The sequence below is a fragment of the Paenirhodobacter enshiensis genome (assembly GCF_000740785.1).
Lineage (GTDB): Bacteria > Pseudomonadota > Alphaproteobacteria > Rhodobacterales > Rhodobacteraceae > Rhodobacter > Rhodobacter enshiensis.
This window is the reverse complement of the sequence record NZ_JFZB01000056.1, coordinates 1-17,157: the sequence shown is the minus strand read 5'-3', so window position 1 is coordinate 17,157 and position 17,157 is coordinate 1. Positions and strand designations below refer to the sequence as shown.

The window sequence follows — 17,157 nt, the reverse complement described above, 5'->3', positions numbered from 1 at the left end:
CGCTACTGGCTCGACCATGTGCCCTCGGCCAGCGTCAAGCAGCTCGACGAATTCCTGCTGACGGCGGCGGCGGTCGGCGGTCTGATCAAGACCAATGCCTCGATCTCGGGGGCGGAATGCGGCTGTCAGGCCGAGGTGGGATCGGCCGCGGCGATGGCGGCGGCGGGGCTTGCGGCGGTGCTGGGCGGCACGCCCGAGCAGATCGAGAACGCGGCCGAAATCGCGCTCGAACATCATCTGGGCATGACATGCGACCCGGTGCGCGGCCTCGTGCAGGTGCCCTGCATCGAGCGCAACGGCCTTGGCGCGATCAAGGCGATCTCGGCCGCCTCGCTGTCATTGCGCGGGGACGGGACGCATTTCGTGCCGCTCGATGCCGCCATCGAGACGATGCGCCAGACCGGGCGCGACATGGACAGCCGTTACAAGGAGACATCTCTCGGCGGTCTGGCCGTCAATGTGCCGAACTGCTGAGGCGCCTCACGCAATGGTGCGCCTGTGCACGGGCCATGGCGCGTTTGTGCGGCTTGCTTTTTGATGCATCTGACCGGACACTTTAGTCCGAAACCGATGGTTCGCCGCGGTGCCGGGGCTTGCCCGGGCCGGGGCGGCACAGCAGGAGGTTGGTCATGGCACTCGACGGGATGAATGACGAAACGCTGCCGCGTCAGGCGATGCGGGCGGAATACCTCGACGCGGAGACCGAGGTGGCGCTGGCCCGGGCCTGGCGCGACGAACGCGACGAACAGGCGTTGCACCGGCTGGTGAATGCCTACATGCGGCTGGCGATCTCGATGGCGTCGAAGTTCCGCCGCTACGGCGCACCGATGAACGATCTGATCCAGGAGGCTTCGCTCGGTCTGCTGAAGGCGGCCGACAAGTTCGACCCCGACCGCGGTGTGCGGTTCTCGACCTATGCGGTGTGGTGGATCAAGGCCTCGATCCAGGAATTCGTGATGCGCAACTGGTCGATGGTGCGCACCGGCTCCACCTCGTCGCAGAAGTCGCTGTTCTTCAACCTGCGCCGGGTGCAGGCACAGATCGAGCGCGAGGCGGACGCGAGCGGCGAGCGCCTCGACGGGGCGCAGATGCGCAGCCGCGTGGCCGAGACGATCGGCGTGCCGCTCGCCGATGTCGAGATGATGGAGGGGCGGCTTTCGGGATCCGACTTCTCTCTCAACGCCACGCAGGCGAGCGACGAGGACGGGCGTGAATGGGTCGACACCATCGAAGATGACGGCCCCTCGCCCGAGGAGGCGGTGACCGAGGCGCATGACGGGCGCAAGGCGCGCGACTGGCTGGCCGAGGCGATGGGGCGGCTGAACGCGCGCGAGCGCTACATCGTCACCGAGCGGCGCCTGATCGAAGAGCCGCGCACCCTCGAAAGCCTCGGTGAAGAGCTGGGCCTGTCGAAGGAGCGCATCCGCCAGCTCGAGGCGCAGGCCTTCGGCAAGATGCGCAAGAGCCTCGAGGAACATGGCGAAGAGGTGACGGCGCTTCTGAACTGAGGCGCTGTCACATCCCGCGGCAGAGTTGCCCGCGGCAGAGTTGCCCGCGGCAGAGTTGCTTGCGTGCCGGGCGCCCGGCACGTAAACCTTGCGCCAAAGGCGGAGGCGGCGATGCTCGCAGGCAAGCGGATACTTCTGATCATCGGCGGCGGGATCGCGGCCTTCAAGATGGCCGAGCTGATCCGCCTGTTGCGGCGCGAGGGCGCGGCGGTGACCCCGGTGCTGACCGAGGCGGCGAAGCAGTTCGTGACGCCGCTGACAATCTCCACTCTGGCGGGCGAGGCGGTGCATGACGCGCTGTTCGATCTGACCCGCGAGGCTGAGATCGGCCATATCCAGATGTCGCGCGCGGCCGATCTGCTGGTCGTGGCGCCGGCGAGCGCCGATCTGCTGGCGAAGATGGCGGCGGGGCTGGCGAACGATCTGGCCTCGACGCTGCTTCTGGCGACCGACAAGCGGGTGCTGGCGGTGCCGGCGATGAACGTGCGGATGTGGCTGCACCCGGCGACGCGGCGCAATGTCGCGACGCTGATGGCCGATGGCGTGACCTTCGCGGGCCCCGTCGATGGCGATATGGCCTGTGGCGAGCATGGCCCGGGCCGGATGATCGAACCCGAACAGATCCTCGCCGCGATCCGGCTGCAGCTGGGCGCGGGGCCGCTGGCCGGGCGCCATGTGCTGGTGACCTCGGGCCCGACGCATGAGCCGATCGACCCGGTGCGCTACATCGCGAACCGCTCTTCCGGGGCGCAGGGCACGGCCATCGCGGCGGCGCTGCGCGATCTGGGGGCGCGGGTGACTTTCGTGACCGGCCCGGCCGAGGTGGCCCCGCCCGCGGGCGTTCAGGTCGTCGCGGTCGAGACTGCGCGTCAGATGCTCGATGCCGTGCGCGCGGCGCTGCCCGCCGATGCGGCGGTCTTCGCCGCCGCTGTCGCCGACTGGCGCGTCGCGAATGCGGCCGGGCACAAGATGAAGAAGGACGGCTCGGGGATCTTGCCCGCGCTCGAATTTGCCGAGAACCCCGATATCCTCGCCACCGTGTCGCAGCTGACGGAGGGGCGCCCGCCGCTGGTCGTCGGCTTCGCCGCCGAGACCGACGATGTGCTGCGCCACGCCACCGAAAAGCGCGCGCGCAAGGGCTGTGACTGGATCGTGGCAAATGACGTCAGCCCGGCCACCGGCATCATGGGCGGGCGCGAGAATGCGGTCACCATCATCGACGCCCATGGCGCCGAGAGCTGGCCGCGCATGGACAAGACCGAGGTGGCCACCCGTCTGGCCGCCCGCATCGCAACCGCGCTGGACGCGAAGGGACAGAAAACGACATGAGCACACCGATCATCAGGGTTCTGCGCGAGGACTGGGCCGATCCGGAGATCGCCCTTCCGGCCTATGAGACGGCGGGTTCTGCCGGCGCCGATCTGCGCGTGAATCTCAAGCCCGAGGACCGTGGCCACGGGCTGACGCTCTATCCGTTGCAGCGTGCTGTGCTTCCGACGGGGCTGCGCGTCGAGATCCCCGAAGGGTTCGAGATGCAGATCCGGCCGCGCTCTGGCCTTGCGCTGAAGCATGGGATTTCTCTGCCGAACACGCCCGGCACGATCGACAGCGATTATCGCGGTCCGCTTGGCGTGCTGCTGATCAACCTCGGTCGTGAGCCTTACACCATCCAGCATGGCGAGAGGGTCGCCCAGGCGGTGATCGCCCCGGTGGTTCAGGCGCGCTACGAGATCGCGGCGGTGCCGCTGAGCGAGACCGATCGCGGCGAGGGGGGCTTCGGCTCCACCGGCAAGGCCTGAGGGCGGCGGGAGCCCGTCACAGTGCATCCCGGGAGAACGAAAGCCCCGGGAACTTTCGGTTTCGATGCGCCTCGGGGGGGCGATCGGGGTGGAACCTGCGCGACAGGGCTTTTCCTGGTCCCGGAATCTGCTGCGGGGGGCCTTGCCCGGGGGCGTCAGGCCCAGCTTTTCATGCCGGCGAAGCATATCGGGTCCGGGCAAAGCCGGGTTCAACATCGGGTGGTGCCTTGTCCGGTCGCTCCGGGCATGGCTGAATGGCATGTCTTCCCCCGGGGCTGCTCGGGTGGCGGAACGAATTGAATGAGCACGGAGGTGATGTCGTGGCCGAACTTTCCCCGGACGAAATTCGCCGCTACGCCCGCCATATCTTCCTGCGCGAGGTCGGTGGGCCGGGGCAGGGGCGGCTGAAACGGGCGAAGGTGCTGGTCGTCGGGGCCGGAGGGCTCGGGGCTCCGGTGCTGCTCTATCTCGCGGCGGCGGGTGTCGGGCAGATCACGGTGATCGACGACGACGAGGTGGATCTGTCGAACCTGCAGCGTCAGGTGATCTTCCGCACCTCCGACATCGGCCGGCCGAAGGCTGCGGCCGCGGCCGAAGCGATGCTCGCACTGAACCCGCATGTCGCGGTGATGCCGGTTCTGGCCCGGCTGGAGGCGGAAAATGTCGCGGCCCTCGTCGCGGGACAAGATCTTGTCATTGACGGGTCGGACAATTTTGCCACGCGGCATCTGATCAATCGCGCTTGCGTGGAAGCCGCGGTGCCGCTGCTGTCGGGTGCGATCGCACAATGGGAAGGGCAGCTCAGCCTGTTCGATCCGGCCCGCGATGCCCCCTGCCTTGCCTGCATCTTTCCGGTGATTCCTGCCGAGGGTCTTGCGCCGAACTGTGCCGAGGCCGGGGTGATGGGGGCGTTGCCCGGCATTGTAGGCGCGACTATGGCAGCCGAGGCCATCAAGGAAATCGTCGGTGCGGGGCTCTCGTTGCGCGGGCGTCTGGTCATTCAGGATCTGCTGTGGGGCGAGAGCCGCGAGATCGCCATCGCCCGCGATCCGGCCTGTCCGGTGTGCGGCTCCGTCGCCCATTCTTCCGGCAGCGGCGCGGCTCATCTGTCCTGACGCATGATGTCCGAGATCAGTACCGCACGAGCCTGCGCACCGAGGACCGAGCGCGACCCCTCGAGCAGTGCGCGGCGCAGGTCCTCCATCTTTCCGGCCGAGGTGAAATCGCCCCGAAATCCCCCGGCATTGGCGTGATCGAACAGGATCTGAAGAAACGTGTCGCGCAGTTTCGGTTCCGCGTCGAACACTTTCTCGGTGCCGCCCGGCACGGTTTCGATGCCGATCGACAACACGGTCAGCGAGATCACCTTGCCGTCGCGCATGTCGGGCACGATGAACTGATTGTTCAGCTTGACGTATTCCGGCGCCCCCTCAGGTTTTTCCTTGTCGCCTTCGCTGCCCGCTCCATGCCCGGATCCGGTGTCTTTTTCGGAGGGGAGCGCCGTGCCTTCCTGAGAGGGCGGGCACTCCGCTCCGGTGCAGGGGGCGGCGTCCGGGGCGGCATTCTCTGCCGGGTGACGCAGGACATACCCCGCTCCGACCCCGACCGCGAGCCCCAGAATCGCCAGAAGGATCGGGAGAAGCTTGCGCATGATCCCCCTCAGAACGGCAGAAGAATGTCGGCCACCTGCTGGCCGATTCGCGGTTGCTGGACGTCGGTGATCTGACCGCGCCCGCCATAAGAGATGCGTGCCCCGGCGATCTTGTCATAGGTGATCTCGTTTTGCCGGCTGATATCCTCGGGACGCACGAAGCCGGTGACGATCAGTTCCCGGACCTCGAAATTGACGCGCACCTCCTGACTGCCCTGGATACGCAGGATACCGTTCTGCAGCCGGTCGAGCACCGTTGCCGCGACCCGGAGGGTCAGCTTTTCCTTGCGTGCAACCGAGCCGGAGCCCTTGTATGACGAGTTGCTGTCGGTTTCATAGGCGTTGTCCATCGACGCGCCGCCAGGCAGATGCTTGTTTACCCTCTGCGGCAGGCCGAACATCTGCGGAATGCCCATCGTGTCCGTCGCCGCGCGCGAGCGGTCCGTCGCATTCGAAATCTCGGCCTTGTCATTGATCTCGATGACCACGGTCATAATGTCTCCGCGACCCGAGGCACGCCGGTCGCCGAACAGCGATCCGCGCTTGCCGGTCCAGAGCGAGGCCTGTTCCGTCGGGCCGGAATAGGCGACGTCGCGCGGCATCGGGACTGCGTTCATTGCGAAGAATTCGTTGCTGTCCTCGACAGGGGTGAACGACGGCGCCTTGCCGACGTTTTGCAGGCGCTGGCAGCCGGCGGACGCGAGGGCGAGCAGCACGATCATCGGCAGCAGTGTCACGGGCGAATGGCGCATGGTTCCCCTCATCTCGGTTGCACGATGGCATCGCCGGTTTCGGAAATCGTGGCGACGACGGTGGTCTTTGAGGCCGTGTTCATTACCCGGATCTCATCCCCCGCTCCGCCACGGGCGAGGGCTCGCCCCTCGGCGCTGATGGTCAGGGCCCCGCTGCGATAGAGCAGGGTGACACGCTGGTTGCGATCGACAAGCGTCGGCGGACCGAGGTCCTCGGGGCGCAGCGGATGGCCGGCGTAGATAGTGATGCGGGCCTCCCGTCCGATGGCTTCGGACGGGTCGGTCAGTGCGGTTTCGGGGCCATCCGGGCGGGTGTCGATATCGTCGGCGCTCAGCACCGTCTGTGCGCGGATAAGCCTCTTCGCCGTCAACGTTTCGGCCGCGGCGGCATGGGTAAACGCAAGAAAAATCAGAAGGATACGAAGCATCATTTCACCTGCGTCGTCGCGCTGAGCATTTCGTCGACCGCGGTGATGACCTTGGCGTTCATCTCGTAACCGCGCTGGGCCTTGATCAGCTCGGTGATTTCGCGCACCGAATCCACCGAGCTGTCTTCAAGATAGCCCTGCCGCAGCGTGCCGAGGCTGTCGGTGCCGGGCGTGCCGACGGTCGGCGGGCCGGAGGCCTCGGTCTCCTTGAACAGGTTGGAGCCGATCGCCTCCAGCCCCTTGTCATTGGTGAAATTCGCCAGGGTGAACTGGCCCAGAAGCTGGGGCTGCACCTGGTTCGAGAAATAGGCATAGACCTCGCCCGCAGCATTGATTGCGACCGAGGTCGCCTCTTCCGGGATGGTGATGCCGGGCACGACCTCGAAGCCGTCAGAGGTGACGATCTGCCCGTCGGCCGAGCGTTTCAGCCCGCCGTCGCGGGTATAGGCCGAGGCGCCCGAGGGCAGCGTGACTTCAAGGTAACCCGCACCGTCGATAGCCAGATCGAGATCGCCTCCGGTCGAGCTGAGCGAACCCTGCGCCAGGTCGACGCTGACCGCGGTCGGCCGCACGCCGAGGCCGATCTGGATGCCTGCGGGAACCATTGTTCCGTCCGAGGCCTGGATCGTTCCCGGGCGCGTATCCTGTTGATAATAAAGGTCCGCGAACTCTGCCCGGCGCGCGTTGTAGCCGGTGGTCGACATGTTCGCGAGGTTGTTCGAGATGACGTCGACCCGCATCTGCTGGGCGCTCATTCCGGTGGCGGCGATCTGCAGGGCGCGCATGGGCTCTCCTATTGGCTGAGGGTGCTGATGACGTTGCGGATCCGCTCGTCCTCGCGGTCGAGCAGCGACTGACCGAGTTCGTAAGCGCGCTGAACCGCGACCATGCGCGCGATTTCGGTCACCGAATCCACGTTCGACGATTCGACCCGCCCCTGCGCGAGGGCGATTTCCCCGGCGGGTTCGGTGGTGCCCTCGACCGAGAACCGGGTGCCGCTGGTATGGAGCAGCTGGCTTTCGGCTGCGGGAACGACGACGCCGATCTGCGCGAAGGGCGCGCCATTCGCCGACAGCGTGCCGTCGCTGGCGAGGGCGACAGCCCCGTCCGGCACGGCAATCGGGGCGCCGCCGATGTCGAGAACGGCCATCCCGTCGGGAGTGACCAGCTGCCCCTCGCCGTTGCGAAGGAAGCTGCCGGCGCGGGTCAGCTGGACGCCCGCCGGCGTCTGGATCTGGAAGAAACCCTCTCCCTCGATCGCGAAATCGAGCGGAGCGCCGGTTTCGGAGGTTCCCCCCGCCGTCAGATCGGTCAGACGGCCATGCGCCCAGGCCATCGACAGCGGGCTGTCCCCGGTTTCAGCCGCGGCGACATACTCCGAAAACACCACGCCCTGCCGCCGATATCCTGTTGTGTCGGCATTGGCGATATTGTTCGCCACCACCTCCATTTCCTTCATCAGGCCGGACTGACGGGTGAGGGTGGCATAGATCGCGTTGTCCATCGGCTCAGTTCCCCGCGATTTTCGGGATGATCTCGTGCTGGAAGAAATCGACCAGCGTTCCCGACATGAAAGACATCGACACCCAGAACACGATCAGCATCCCGCCCACCTTCGGCACGAAGGTCAGCGTCATTTCCTGCACCGAGGTCAGCGCCTGGAACAGGCCGATCACCACCCCCGCGATCAGTGCGACGGCCAGCATCGGTGCCGAGATCCGCGCCGCGATCCACAGAGCTTCACGCATCAGGTCGAAGAACAGCAGCTCGTTGCCCATGTCACACCGGCATCCTGAGGATTTCCTGATAGGCCTCGACCACCTTGTCGCGCACGGCGACGGCGGTCTCGACGGCGAGTTCGGTCTGGGCAAGCGCCTGCACCAGCGCATGAGGGTCGGCCTGACCGAACATCGAGGCGCGCGCGGTTTCCTCGCCGTTGCGCAACGTGTCCTCGAAGCTTTTCGCGACGGAGCCGACGCTCGAGGTGCCGGTGTCGGGAGCGGGCGAGGCGGCACTTCGGCCCAGCAGATAGCCCTGCGTCGCGGTGGAGGATCTGATGTCCATGCCGGCGCCCCCTTACTTGCGCAGGATGTCGAGCAGCGACGACGACATCTGCCGCGCCTGATCGAACATCTTCAGATTGGCCTCGTAGCTGCGCTGTGCCTCCCGCGCATCGGCGATCTCGACCACCAGATCGACGTTCGAACCGTCGAGATAGCCCGCCTGATCTGCCAGCGGATGCCCGGGATCGTAAATGCGCGGCAACGCGCGCTGATCGAGCTCGGTCTTGCCGGTCGTCACGCTGCCCTCGACCCGATCGCGCCCCACAGCGGGTTCGAAAGTGGTGAGCTTGCGCCGGTAGCCCGGAGTGTCGGCGTTGGCGACGTTCTCCGACACATGCCGAAGCCGCGTGGCCTGTGCCTTCATCCCCGATCCCGAGACCGCCAGCGAGGTGGTGAAATCGTTCATCGTCATCCCTTTCCGATACTGGCACGCAGGATCCCGAGAGAGGTCTTGTAGACCGTCAGCGACAGATCGTACTGACGCCGCACCTCGATCGATTTCAGCATCTCATCTTCGGTCGAGACGGAATTGCCGTCGGGGGCGACATCCTGTGTCGTCGCTTCCGCTGCGCGCACGGATACCTCGTTCGCGCGGCCAAGATGGCCGGGACGGGTCTGACGCATGGACCCGCCGGTGACGGCACTGCTTTCGGCATAGATTTCGGAGAAGGGCTTCACGTCGCGGGTGCGGTAGCCGGGGGTGTCGGCATTGGCGACGTTCTGTGCGATCACGTTCTGGCGCAGCGCGGCGTGACGCGCCACGGACTGCGACAGGTTCAGGATTTCCAGATCGTCGAACACGGGGCTTCTCCTCCGAAATCAACCGATGCTTAAGAGCGAATCATTTAGAAAACCTTTCTAGGCACCGGAAACGCAATGGCAGGAGGTTCGGATGGCACCCACGGGGATGGAGCAGCTGCGCGACGAGATTTCCCGTCTGCAACCCTGGTGCGAAGTCGGACGTGTCGCCGGGATCGGGGCGGGGGTGGTGACGGCCTCGGGGCTGGTGCATTGCGCGCGGGTGGGGGACCGGGTGCGGATCCTCGGCCGCAACGGGGCGATCGGGGCCGAGGCGATCGGGTTGACGGCCGAACGGGTCACGCTGCTGAGCGATCATCCCCCCGAAGGCGTGACCATCGGCGACGAGGTGGAGCTGATCGGCGCGGCCGGGATCGCGCCCGATATGTCCTGGTGCGGGCGGATCGTCGATCCGTTCGGCGCGGCGCTCGACGGTCGGCCGCTGATGCGCGGCCCGGTCGAGCGCGCCTTGCGCAGCCCGCCGCCGCCCGCGGCCCGGCGCCGGCCGCTCGGTGCGCGGCTGGAAACCGGGATGGCGGTATTCGACACGCTGCTGCCTCTGGTCCGCGGCCAGAGGATCGGTCTTTTCGCGGGCTCTGGCGTCGGCAAGTCGTCGTTGCTCGCGCGCTTCGCGACCGGGGTGGAGGCCGATATCGTGGTGATCGCGCTGATCGGCGAGCGCGGGCGCGAGCTGCGCGAATTCGTCGAGACGACCCTCGGCCCGGAGGGGATGGCGCGCGCGGTGGTGGTGGCGGCGACCTCGGATCAGTCGCCCTTGCTGCGCCGGCGCTGTGCCTGGGCCGCGATGGCGGTGGCCGAATACTTCCGTGACCTTGGCCGGCATGTGCTGTTTCTGGCCGACAGCGTGACCCGCTTTGCCGAGGCGCATCGCGAGATCGCTCTGGCGGGCGGAGAGGCGCCTTCGCTGCGCGGCTTTCCGCCCTCGGTTTCGTCGCAGATCATGGCTTTGGCAGAACGTTCGGGACCGGGGACCGAGGGAACGGGCGATATCACGGCGGTGTTCTCTGTGCTGGTGGCGGGCTCTGACATGGAGGAACCGGTCGCCGACATCCTGCGCGGCACGCTCGACGGGCATGTCGTGCTCGACCGGGCGATTGCCGAGCGGGGGCGGTTTCCGGCGGTGGATCTGCTGCGCTCGGTCTCTCGGGCGCTGCCCGGCGCGGCGAGTGCGGCGGAGAATGCGCTGATCGGGCGGGCGCGGCGGCTGCTCGGCGCTTATGACCGGGCCGAGATGATGATCCAGGCCGGGCTTTACGCGGCCGGATCAGACCCGCTGATCGACAGCGCGATCCGGGTGTGGCCGGCGCTCGACGCCTTCATCGGCGAAGTGGGGACGGTCGAGGGGAGTTTTGCCCGCCTTGCCCAGATCCTGGGAGGCGACGGATGAGGTTCAGGGCAGGATCGCCAGCCACAGCCAGATCGTCAGGAGCGACAGCCCCGTCGCGACCAGCACCGCCGAGGCCGCGACGCGTTTCGCCGCGCCATACATGTCGGCGAACAGATAGGCGTTGATCCCCGGCGCCATCGAGGCCGTCAGCACCACCGAGCGCAGCGCCGCGGTATCGAGATGAAACACCCAACGCCCGAGCACGTAGCCGATGCCCGGATGCAGCACGAGTGAGCCGAGCACCACCATCGCGATGGCGCGGCCGTCTCCCTCGGGGCGGTAGCGGTGCAGCACGCCGCCAAGGCCGAACAACGCTGCCGGCACGCCGGCACGGCCGATCATGTTCATCGCGTCCCACACCGGCCTCGGCAGGTCGATCCCGGTGGTGTTGATCCAGATGTTCAGCGCGAAGCCGACCAGAATGCCAATGACCATCGGCGTTCGGAACAGGCCCCGCAGCGCGCTCATCCCCACGGCGCCGAGGCTGCCGCCCTCGGCCCGGGCGACCTCCATCGCGAGAATGCCGACGGTGAACAGCAGCGGCGAGTGAAGCGCGATGATCGCGATATTGCCGTCGAGCGAGCCCGGCCCGTAGGCGCGTTCCATGATCGGCAGACCGAGCAGAACCGAGTTCGAGAACATCGCGCAAAACCCGATGGCTGCGGCATCCATCGGCGCGCGGCCGAGCCAGCTGCGCGCCAGCACCACGCTCAGCCCGAAGGCCGCCAGCGCACCGGCGTAGAACGAGATCAGCGGTGCCGGGTGGAAGCTTGCCCAGACATTCATCTTCGCCATCTGCGTCGCCAAAATCACCGGGATCGCGAAGGCCTGAGCGAATTTCATCAGTCCTGCGATAGCAGAATCGGTCATCATCCCGCGCCAGGCGGCCAGGTAGCCGGCCCCCATCACGAGAAAAACCGGCAGCAGGACGTTGACGAGATTGTTCACGGGGCGGGGAACTCCAGCACCAGCCCGTCATAGGCGGGACGCACGTTCTCGGGGGTTTCGGCGGCAACGGTCTCGTAATCGAGGTCGATGTGCAGATTGGTCAGCACGGCCGAGGCGGCATTGCTGCGCTCGATCCAGGCGAGCGCCTGATCCATGTTGAAGTGCGTCGGGTGCGGCTTGTAGCGCAGGCAGTCGATGACAAAGCAATCGGGGCTGTCGAGAAGCGGCTCTGCCTCTTCCGGGATATCGCTGACGTCAGGCAGGTAGATCAGACCGCCGATACGGAAGCCGAGCGCGTCGATATTGCCATGCTCGACCCGGAACGGCGTGAACGGGATCGGGCCGCCGGGACCGTTCACCTCGAACGGGCCGCGGATCGCCAGAAGATCGCAGATCGGGTGATAATTGCTGTCCGGCGGCTGCACGAAGGCATAGCCGAAGCGCGAGATCAGCGCGGCTTCGGTATCGGAATCGGCCCAGACCGGCAGTCGGCGTTTGGTGACGAAAGCGATCTGGCGCAGGTCGTCGAGGCCATGGATGTGGTCGGCGTGGCTGTGGGTGTAGACCACGCCGTCGAGCGTGCCGACATCGGCGCGCAGAAGTTGTTCGCGCATGTCGGGGCCGGTGTCGATCAACGCCCGCGTGATGCCCTCGCGCGAGATCCGCTCGACCAGCATCGAGCAGCGCAGGCGGCGGTTCTTCGGGTTCTCCGGATCGCAGGCGCCCCAGACGTTGCCGATGCGCGGCACCCCGCCCGAGGAGCCGCAACCGAGGATGGTGAAACGCAGACGACTCATGCTTTGGCGGCCTTGGTGAAGAGACGATCGAAATTGGCCGAGGTCTGGCGGGCGAAATCGGCAAGGCTCATGCCGAAGACATCGGCGCCGACCTGAGCGGTCAGGGCGGTATAGGCGGGTTCGTTGCGCTTGCCGCGGTAAGGCGGTGGCGCGAGGAAGGGGCTGTCGGTCTCGGTCAGGATGCGCTCGATCGGCGCGGCGGCGAAGATGTCGCGCACCTCTTGCGACTTCTTGAACGTCGCGATGCCCGACATCGACAGGTAGAACCCGAGATCGAGTGCCGTGCGCGCAAGTGCCGGACCCGAGGAAAAACAGTGCATGACGCAGCTGTAGGGGCGCACCTTCATCCCCTCGGTCAGGATGCGGGCGGTGTCGTCATCGGCGGCGCGGGTGTGGATGATCAGCGGCAGCCCGGTTTCCTGCGCCGCCTCGATATGGATGCGCAGCGAGACCTGCTGCCGTTCGGCGCTGTCGGCGGAATAGTGGTAATCGAGGCCTGTCTCGCCGATGCCGACAAATTTCGGGTGCTGCGCCAGCGCGACGATTTCCCCGACCGTGGCCATGGGTTCCTCTGCCGCGGATTCGGGATGGGTGCCGCCGGCGAAAAACACGCCGTCATAGGTTTCCGCGATGGTGCGGGCGCGGGCGATGTCGCGCAGGCGGGTGCAGATGGTGACCATGCGGGTCACGCCGGCCGCACGGGCGCGGGCAATGACCTCGGGGAGGTCAGAGAAGGTGTCGGGGTAATCGAGGTGGCAGTGACTGTCGACGATTTCCGGCGGGGTGAGTTTTTCTGCCACGAGGCTTGTCCTTTCGGCGCGGCCGTCACGCGGCGGCCGCGGTCATCTCAAGGAGCATATCCATGACCAGCGCCGCCGGGTCAAGGTTTACGGCCTGTCCGCGGCGGGCGCGCTCGTGCACAAGCTGATGCAGCCCGGCCCATTTCAGCGCCGCGGCGGCATTGGGCGACAGCCGGACCAGAAGCTCGGCCTCGCCCTCGGCGGCCTCGGGGTGGGGCGGGCCCTGCACGCCGGTGCGCGCAAGGCGGGCGAGCGCGATCTCGATCAGCCCGAGCATCAGATCGAGCTTTTCGGCCTGCCGTCCGGCCACCGAGTCGGCCAGCCGGATCGCCTGCGGCCGGTCGAGGCGCGGCAGCGTGCCCAGAAGCGTCATCAGCGCGGCATAGCTCGACAGCCCGTCGAGATGGGCGAGCCGCACCGCCTCGCCGACCGAACCGCCGGCGAGGGCGGCGAGAGCCGCGGTCTCGGCGGGTTCACCCGGTTCGATACCGGCGGCGCTCAGCGCGGGGGCCATATCCTCGGGGCCGAGGGTGTTCAGCCTCAGTTCGCGGCAGCGCGAACGGATCGTCGGCAACAGCCGCGCCGGCTGATGGGTGACGAGAAGGAAGGTCACGCCGGCCGGCGGCTCTTCGAGCAGTTTCAGCAGCGCGTTCGCGGCCTGGGTGTTCATCTCGTCGGCGGCATCGACGATCACGACGCGGCGCCCGCCTTCGGCCGAGGAGAGTTGCAGGAAGGCCTTGGCCTTGCGCACCTCGTCGACGCGGATGTCCTGCGACAGCGCCGATTCGGTGGCGTTGGGCCCGCGTTTCAGCACGAAGATGCCGGGTTCGGCGCCGGCGCGGATGCGGTGGGCGAGGGGGCTGTCGGGGTCGGTGTCGAGGCTGCCCGGCGGTTCGGGCGCGAACATGCCGCCGGCGGCGGGCTGGGCGAGCAGAAACCGCGCGATGCGCCAGGCGAGCGTTGCCTTGCCGATGCCGCGCGGCCCGCTGAGCATCCAGCCGTGATGCAGCCGGCCGGTGGCGAAAGCGTCGAGAAACGCCGCCTCGGCCTTCGATTGTCCGTAAAGATGCGCGGTGTCGCGCGGGTGCGGCGCGCCCTCGATCCGGGTCGGGTCGGGAAGGTCCTCGGCGCTCATCCGCGGGCCCCGAGGGCGTCGAGGGTCAGGGCCAGAACATCGGCCGCGACGGCCCCGGCGGCTCGGGTGCCGTCGATCACCCGGAAACGCGGCGCGAATTCGCGTGCGAGCGCCAGAAACCCGTCTCGCATCTTCCGTTGCAGCCCGAGGCCGAAATCCTCGAACCGCTCCTCGGTGCCGTTGCGGGACTTCGCGCGGGCGAGGCCGGTTTCCGGGTCGATGTCGATCAGGAAGGTCAGATCGGGATCGCGCCCGATCATCAGCCGGTGCAGCGTGTCGACCGTGGCGCGCAGATCGCCGCGGCTGAGGCCCTGATACATCCGGGTGGAATCGGCGAAGCGGTCGCAGATCACGATGCGTCCCGCGGCGAGGGCGGGGGCGATGGTGCGCTCCAGATGGTCGCGGCGCGCGGCGGTGAACAGCAAAAGCTCGGTCTCGGCCGACCAGCGGTCGGGATCGCCTTCGAGGACGAGGCGGCGGATCTCTTCGGCGCCGGGGCTGCCGCCGGGCTCGCGGGTCAGCACCGGGTCGTGGCCGAGCGCGCGGAGCGCCTCGGCCAGGGCGCGGGCCTGCGTCGATTTTCCCGACCCGTCGATCCCCTCGAAGGTGATGAACATCGCCCGCCTCAGCTGGCCGTAGCCATGCCGAGCGCGCGGCCCGTCAGATGCGACAGCGCGCTGCCGACCCGCACGAGGAAGCCGCCCTTGGCGACGTCCTTGCCGGCGACGAGCGGAACCGAGGTCGGCTCGTCCTCGCCGGGGATGGTCAGCACCAGATCGGCGATATGGTCGCCCGCCTTGATCGGAGCCGCGATCGGGCCCTTGTAGACCACTTCGGCCTTCGCCTGATCGAGCGTGCCGACGGGGAACAGGAACTTCACATCCTCGGCCGGGACCAGCGGCACTTTGCCCGAGGCGCCCATCCACACCGATGCCTCGGCGAGCGTGGTGCCCTTGGCGGCGACGGTTTTCAGGGTGAACTGGCGAAACGCCCAGTTGGCGACCGCCTCGCCCTGCTGCGCACGCTCCTTCTCGGAGGCCATGCCGCCGAGCACGAAGACGATGCGACGCTCGCCCATCACCGCCGAACCGACCAGGCCATAGCCCGATTCCGCGGTATGTCCGGTCTTCATGCCGTCGGCGTGCCAGTCGCTGCCCTTGATCGCCAGCATCGGATTTCGGTTGTTGGCATTCGCGGGCGAGCGGCCTTTGTAATCGAAGGTGGTCTCGGAAAACAGCGGGTAATACTGCGGGTAGGTGGTGATCAGATGCGAGGCGAGGATACCCAGATCGCGCACCGACATACGCTGAGCCGGATCGGGCCAGCCCGAGGCATTGGCAAAGTGCGAATGCGTCAGGCCAAGCTCCTTGGCGCGGCTGGTCATACGCGCGGCGAAGGCTTCCTCGGTGCCTCCGAGGCCTTCGATGGTCGACAGCCCTTCGGCGACCGCGACACAGGCGTCGTTGCCCGAGTTGATGACGATGCCCTGCATCAGCTCGCGCACGGTGGGAGTGTCCATCTCGTTGAGGAACATGGTCGAGCCGCCCATGCTCTTCGCCCGGGTCGAGACCGGCAAGGTGGTGTCGAGCGTGACCACACCCTTCTCCAGTGCCTCGAACAGCAGATCGACCGTCATCAGCTTCGACATCGAGGCCGGCGGGAAAGGCGTATCCGCATCCTTGTCGAGAAGCACCGTATGCGTCGTCAGGTCATAGACCCAGGCGTATTTGGCAGAAGTCTCGAAGGCACGGGCGGGCAGGGCGGCGGCCAGCGACAGGATGGCAGCGGCGAGCAGGCGATAGATCGGCATCGGCAGGACGTCCTATTTCGTTGCGATATAGGCGTCGGCGAACCCGAGGCCCTTCACTTTGCGCAGCAGATCCTGCGCGCTTTCCCCGGTGGCGGGACGGGCAAGGACACGCCACAGCGGCTTGTCCTTGCTTCCTGCGGGGCTGATCGTTGCGGCGATGCCCCCCCGCCCGAGGCGATCGGCCACAGCGCGGGCATTCGCTTCGACCCCGAAGGTGCCGAGCAGCACCGAGGCCGATGACGTCGCAACCGGTGCGACAGCGGCCGGGGCAGGGGCAGTGACGGGCGCCGTGGCCTTTGCTGCGCCTGCCACGGGGCTCGCGGCCGGGGCGGCCTTCGCCGCAGCAGCGGGCACCTTCGCATCGCTTTTCGCCCCCGACGCCACGGCGGCCTCAGCGGCTTTCGCAGGCTCGGCCTTGCGCAGTGCGACAACGTACAGCTTTACCGGCGCGCCCGCGAGCATCCCGAGGGCCTGAGCTGCATCCGACGACACCTGAATGCGCGGGCCGGGATTGGCCCGCTCGCGGCGGAACAGCGCCCCCGAAACCGATTTCCCATTGGCAAGGTTGCGGATCAGCACGTGGTCTGGATCCTTCACATCGGCCACCGCGATCCAGGTTCCGCCAAGCGAGGGCCGCCCGTCCCACAGGCCGGTATCGGTCAGCGCATAGGCATTCGGGGCCTCGATCTCGCCCGCCGCGGCCGAGGCACCCCGGGGGGCATCGGTTCCCTGCGGGCCGCTCGCTCCGGTTCCCATGACGCAGCCGGCCAGGAGCAGCGTCGTGCTGATCGTGAACCCGTATCGTATGAACGACTGCATGCCTGTCTCGCCTCTCGTTTCCCAGTCCGGACGTCGCTGCGGGGCGGGGGCAAGCCGGCCCCGTCCACGCCTTCGGTCTTTTGCGCAGACTCTAACGGCTTCGCCACGCCAAGGAAAGCGTCCGAGGCGGAATGAGTCGCCTCTCTCCCTGTCAGATTCGTGTGAGGCCGGAAGAGGAATCGCCGCCAAAAACCTCTCGCGCGTATATAATGAGCAACCTGCCGTGGGCCTGGGCATCCGCCGGACGGAAGGGGGGACGGGCGAGAACCGCAAGAGCCCCTCGGTGCCAGGCGGGCATTGTAGTTCGCGAGCTTTTTGTCATGATATTTTTACAATGATAACAATATGTTATTAACCTTTCTTGCGAGAGGTGGCGAAAAACTTCAAAAAGCCTCTTGCGGCTGTCTGCGGTAATCCGTAGATAGCCCCTCACCGACGCGG

Annotated in this window: 22 protein-coding genes; 6 read left to right on the top strand and 16 right to left on the bottom strand. The window is 67.1% G+C overall.

The window, feature by feature from the left end; genetic code table 11:
- From CG50_RS15320 to CG50_RS15300, 5 genes are all read left to right on the top strand, one after another.
- The coding region (locus CG50_RS15320; protein ID WP_036640294.1) for an L-serine ammonia-lyase, iron-sulfur-dependent, subunit alpha at positions 1-474 on the top strand (474 nt) is incomplete at its 5' end.
- 155 nt (positions 475-629) lie between these two features.
- Complete coding sequence (locus CG50_RS15315; RefSeq protein ID WP_081880483.1) at positions 630-1,508, top strand: RNA polymerase factor sigma-32; 879 nt, start codon at positions 630-632, stop codon at positions 1,506-1,508.
- 111 nt (positions 1,509-1,619) lie between these two features.
- A complete protein-coding gene (gene coaBC, locus CG50_RS15310; protein ID WP_036640292.1) occupies positions 1,620-2,837 on the top strand; it encodes a bifunctional phosphopantothenoylcysteine decarboxylase/phosphopantothenate--cysteine ligase CoaBC in 1,218 nt (405 codons plus the stop codon).
- Positions 2,834-3,307, top strand: a complete 474-nt coding sequence (gene dut, locus CG50_RS15305; protein WP_036640289.1) for a dUTP diphosphatase — start codon at positions 2,834-2,836, stop codon at positions 3,305-3,307. Before coaBC ends, dut begins: the two co-directional genes overlap by 4 nt.
- A gap of 320 nt (positions 3,308-3,627) precedes the next feature.
- Positions 3,628-4,422, top strand: a complete 795-nt coding sequence (locus CG50_RS15300; protein ID WP_051910080.1) for a HesA/MoeB/ThiF family protein — start codon at positions 3,628-3,630, stop codon at positions 4,420-4,422.
- Here CG50_RS15300 and CG50_RS15295 read toward each other — a convergent pair.
- The 9 genes from CG50_RS15295 to CG50_RS15255 are packed head-to-tail and all read right to left on the bottom strand — an operon-like array spanning position 4,410 to position 9,002.
- Entirely contained in the window at positions 4,410-4,958 is a 549-nt protein-coding gene (locus CG50_RS15295; RefSeq protein ID WP_394297142.1) for a flagellar basal body-associated FliL family protein, read from the bottom strand. The two genes, CG50_RS15300 and CG50_RS15295, sit on opposite strands and share 13 nt — an antisense overlap.
- Positions 4,959-4,966: 8 nt before the next feature.
- Positions 4,967-5,710, bottom strand: a complete 744-nt coding sequence (gene flgH, locus CG50_RS15290) for a flagellar basal body L-ring protein FlgH (RefSeq protein WP_081880481.1) — start codon at positions 5,708-5,710, stop codon at positions 4,967-4,969.
- 8 nt (positions 5,711-5,718) lie between these two features.
- Positions 5,719-6,138, bottom strand: a complete 420-nt coding sequence (gene flgA / locus CG50_RS15285; protein WP_036640301.1) for a flagellar basal body P-ring formation chaperone FlgA — start codon at positions 6,136-6,138, stop codon at positions 5,719-5,721.
- A complete protein-coding gene (flgG, locus tag CG50_RS15280; RefSeq protein ID WP_036640285.1) occupies positions 6,138-6,923 on the bottom strand; it encodes a flagellar basal-body rod protein FlgG in 786 nt (261 codons plus the stop codon). Before flgG ends, flgA begins: the two co-directional genes overlap by 1 nt.
- A gap of 8 nt (positions 6,924-6,931) precedes the next feature.
- On the bottom strand, positions 6,932-7,642 hold the full coding sequence (locus tag CG50_RS15275; RefSeq protein WP_036640283.1) for a flagellar hook-basal body complex protein: 711 nt from the start codon (positions 7,640-7,642) through the stop codon (positions 6,932-6,934).
- A gap of 4 nt (positions 7,643-7,646) precedes the next feature.
- Positions 7,647-7,916 carry a flagellar biosynthetic protein FliQ gene (locus CG50_RS15270; protein ID WP_036640281.1) on the bottom strand — a complete coding sequence of 90 codons (270 nt, stop codon included), beginning with the start codon at positions 7,914-7,916 and terminating at the stop codon, positions 7,647-7,649.
- 1 nt (position 7,917) lies between these two features.
- The gene (gene fliE / locus CG50_RS15265; protein ID WP_036640280.1) at positions 7,918-8,202 is read right to left on the bottom strand and encodes a flagellar hook-basal body complex protein FliE; all 285 of its coding nucleotides are present in this window, start codon (positions 8,200-8,202) and stop codon (positions 7,918-7,920) included.
- 12 nt (positions 8,203-8,214) lie between these two features.
- Positions 8,215-8,607, bottom strand: a complete 393-nt coding sequence (gene flgC / locus CG50_RS15260) for a flagellar basal body rod protein FlgC (RefSeq protein WP_036640277.1) — start codon at positions 8,605-8,607, stop codon at positions 8,215-8,217.
- Positions 8,608-8,609: 2 nt separating this feature from the next.
- Positions 8,610-9,002 carry a FlgB family protein gene (locus tag CG50_RS15255; RefSeq protein ID WP_036640275.1) on the bottom strand — a complete coding sequence of 131 codons (393 nt, stop codon included), beginning with the start codon at positions 9,000-9,002 and terminating at the stop codon, positions 8,610-8,612.
- 106 nt (positions 9,003-9,108) lie between these two features.
- On the opposite strand from CG50_RS15255, the gene CG50_RS15250 reads away from it, so the two are divergent.
- Entirely contained in the window at positions 9,109-10,407 is a 1,299-nt protein-coding gene (locus tag CG50_RS15250; RefSeq protein WP_051910079.1) for a FliI/YscN family ATPase, read from the top strand.
- A 3-nt stretch (positions 10,408-10,410) separates the two neighbouring features.
- Here the strand turns inward: CG50_RS15250 and CG50_RS15245 are convergent, their stop codons facing one another.
- From CG50_RS15245 to CG50_RS15215, 7 genes are read right to left on the bottom strand one after another with little or no spacing between them, the layout of a single operon-like run.
- Complete coding sequence (locus CG50_RS15245; protein WP_036640273.1) at positions 10,411-11,355, bottom strand: AEC family transporter; 945 nt, start codon at positions 11,353-11,355, stop codon at positions 10,411-10,413.
- Complete coding sequence (locus CG50_RS15240; RefSeq protein ID WP_036640271.1) at positions 11,352-12,152, bottom strand: MBL fold metallo-hydrolase; 801 nt, start codon at positions 12,150-12,152, stop codon at positions 11,352-11,354. The genes CG50_RS15245 and CG50_RS15240 overlap by 4 nt, the downstream gene beginning before the upstream one ends.
- On the bottom strand, positions 12,149-12,952 hold the full coding sequence (locus CG50_RS15235; RefSeq protein WP_036640268.1) for a TatD family hydrolase: 804 nt from the start codon (positions 12,950-12,952) through the stop codon (positions 12,149-12,151). The genes CG50_RS15240 and CG50_RS15235 overlap by 4 nt, the downstream gene beginning before the upstream one ends.
- 25 nt (positions 12,953-12,977) lie before the next feature.
- A complete protein-coding gene (locus tag CG50_RS15230; protein ID WP_036640266.1) occupies positions 12,978-14,087 on the bottom strand; it encodes a DNA polymerase III subunit delta' in 1,110 nt (369 codons plus the stop codon).
- Entirely contained in the window at positions 14,084-14,704 is a 621-nt protein-coding gene (gene tmk, locus CG50_RS15225) for a dTMP kinase (RefSeq protein ID WP_036640264.1), read from the bottom strand. Before tmk ends, CG50_RS15230 begins: the two co-directional genes overlap by 4 nt.
- A gap of 8 nt (positions 14,705-14,712) precedes the next feature.
- On the bottom strand, positions 14,713-15,897 hold the full coding sequence (locus tag CG50_RS15220) for a D-alanyl-D-alanine carboxypeptidase family protein (protein ID WP_051910078.1): 1,185 nt from the start codon (positions 15,895-15,897) through the stop codon (positions 14,713-14,715).
- A 12-nt stretch (positions 15,898-15,909) separates the two neighbouring features.
- The gene (locus tag CG50_RS15215; RefSeq protein WP_036640262.1) at positions 15,910-16,716 is read right to left on the bottom strand and encodes an SPOR domain-containing protein; all 807 of its coding nucleotides are present in this window, start codon (positions 16,714-16,716) and stop codon (positions 15,910-15,912) included.
- Positions 16,717-17,157 lie beyond the last annotated feature (441 nt).

What these genes read in the sequence shown, in the direction of transcription:
- coaBC (WP_036640292.1), top strand. Translation starts at nt 1,620, where the DNA reads ATGCTCGCAGGCAAGCGGATACTTCTGATCATCGGCGGCGGGATCGCG.
- flgC (WP_036640277.1), bottom strand. Translation starts at nt 8,607, where the DNA reads ATGAACGATTTCACCACCTCGCTGGCGGTCTCGGGATCGGGGATGAAG.
- CG50_RS15240 (WP_036640271.1), bottom strand. Translation starts at nt 12,152, where the DNA reads ATGAGTCGTCTGCGTTTCACCATCCTCGGTTGCGGCTCCTCGGGCGGG.
- dut (WP_036640289.1), top strand. Translation starts at nt 2,834, where the DNA reads ATGAGCACACCGATCATCAGGGTTCTGCGCGAGGACTGGGCCGATCCG.
- flgA (WP_036640301.1), bottom strand. Translation starts at nt 6,138, where the DNA reads ATGCTTCGTATCCTTCTGATTTTTCTTGCGTTTACCCATGCCGCCGCG.
- CG50_RS15270 (WP_036640281.1), bottom strand. Translation starts at nt 7,916, where the DNA reads ATGGGCAACGAGCTGCTGTTCTTCGACCTGATGCGTGAAGCTCTGTGG.
- CG50_RS15215 (WP_036640262.1), bottom strand. Translation starts at nt 16,716, where the DNA reads ATGCAGTCGTTCATACGATACGGGTTCACGATCAGCACGACGCTGCTC.
- tmk (WP_036640264.1), bottom strand. Translation starts at nt 14,704, where the DNA reads ATGTTCATCACCTTCGAGGGGATCGACGGGTCGGGAAAATCGACGCAG.
- CG50_RS15315 (WP_081880483.1), top strand. Translation starts at nt 630, where the DNA reads ATGGCACTCGACGGGATGAATGACGAAACGCTGCCGCGTCAGGCGATG.
- CG50_RS15250 (WP_051910079.1), top strand. Translation starts at nt 9,109, where the DNA reads ATGGAGCAGCTGCGCGACGAGATTTCCCGTCTGCAACCCTGGTGCGAA.
- CG50_RS15230 (WP_036640266.1), bottom strand. Translation starts at nt 14,087, where the DNA reads ATGAGCGCCGAGGACCTTCCCGACCCGACCCGGATCGAGGGCGCGCCG.
- fliE (WP_036640280.1), bottom strand. Translation starts at nt 8,202, where the DNA reads ATGGACATCAGATCCTCCACCGCGACGCAGGGCTATCTGCTGGGCCGA.
- flgH (WP_081880481.1), bottom strand. Translation starts at nt 5,710, where the DNA reads ATGCGCCATTCGCCCGTGACACTGCTGCCGATGATCGTGCTGCTCGCC.
- CG50_RS15220 (WP_051910078.1), bottom strand. Translation starts at nt 15,897, where the DNA reads ATGCCGATCTATCGCCTGCTCGCCGCTGCCATCCTGTCGCTGGCCGCC.
- CG50_RS15275 (WP_036640283.1), bottom strand. Translation starts at nt 7,642, where the DNA reads ATGGACAACGCGATCTATGCCACCCTCACCCGTCAGTCCGGCCTGATG.
- CG50_RS15295 (WP_394297142.1), bottom strand. Translation starts at nt 4,958, where the DNA reads ATGCGCAAGCTTCTCCCGATCCTTCTGGCGATTCTGGGGCTCGCGGTC.
- flgG (WP_036640285.1), bottom strand. Translation starts at nt 6,923, where the DNA reads ATGCGCGCCCTGCAGATCGCCGCCACCGGAATGAGCGCCCAGCAGATG.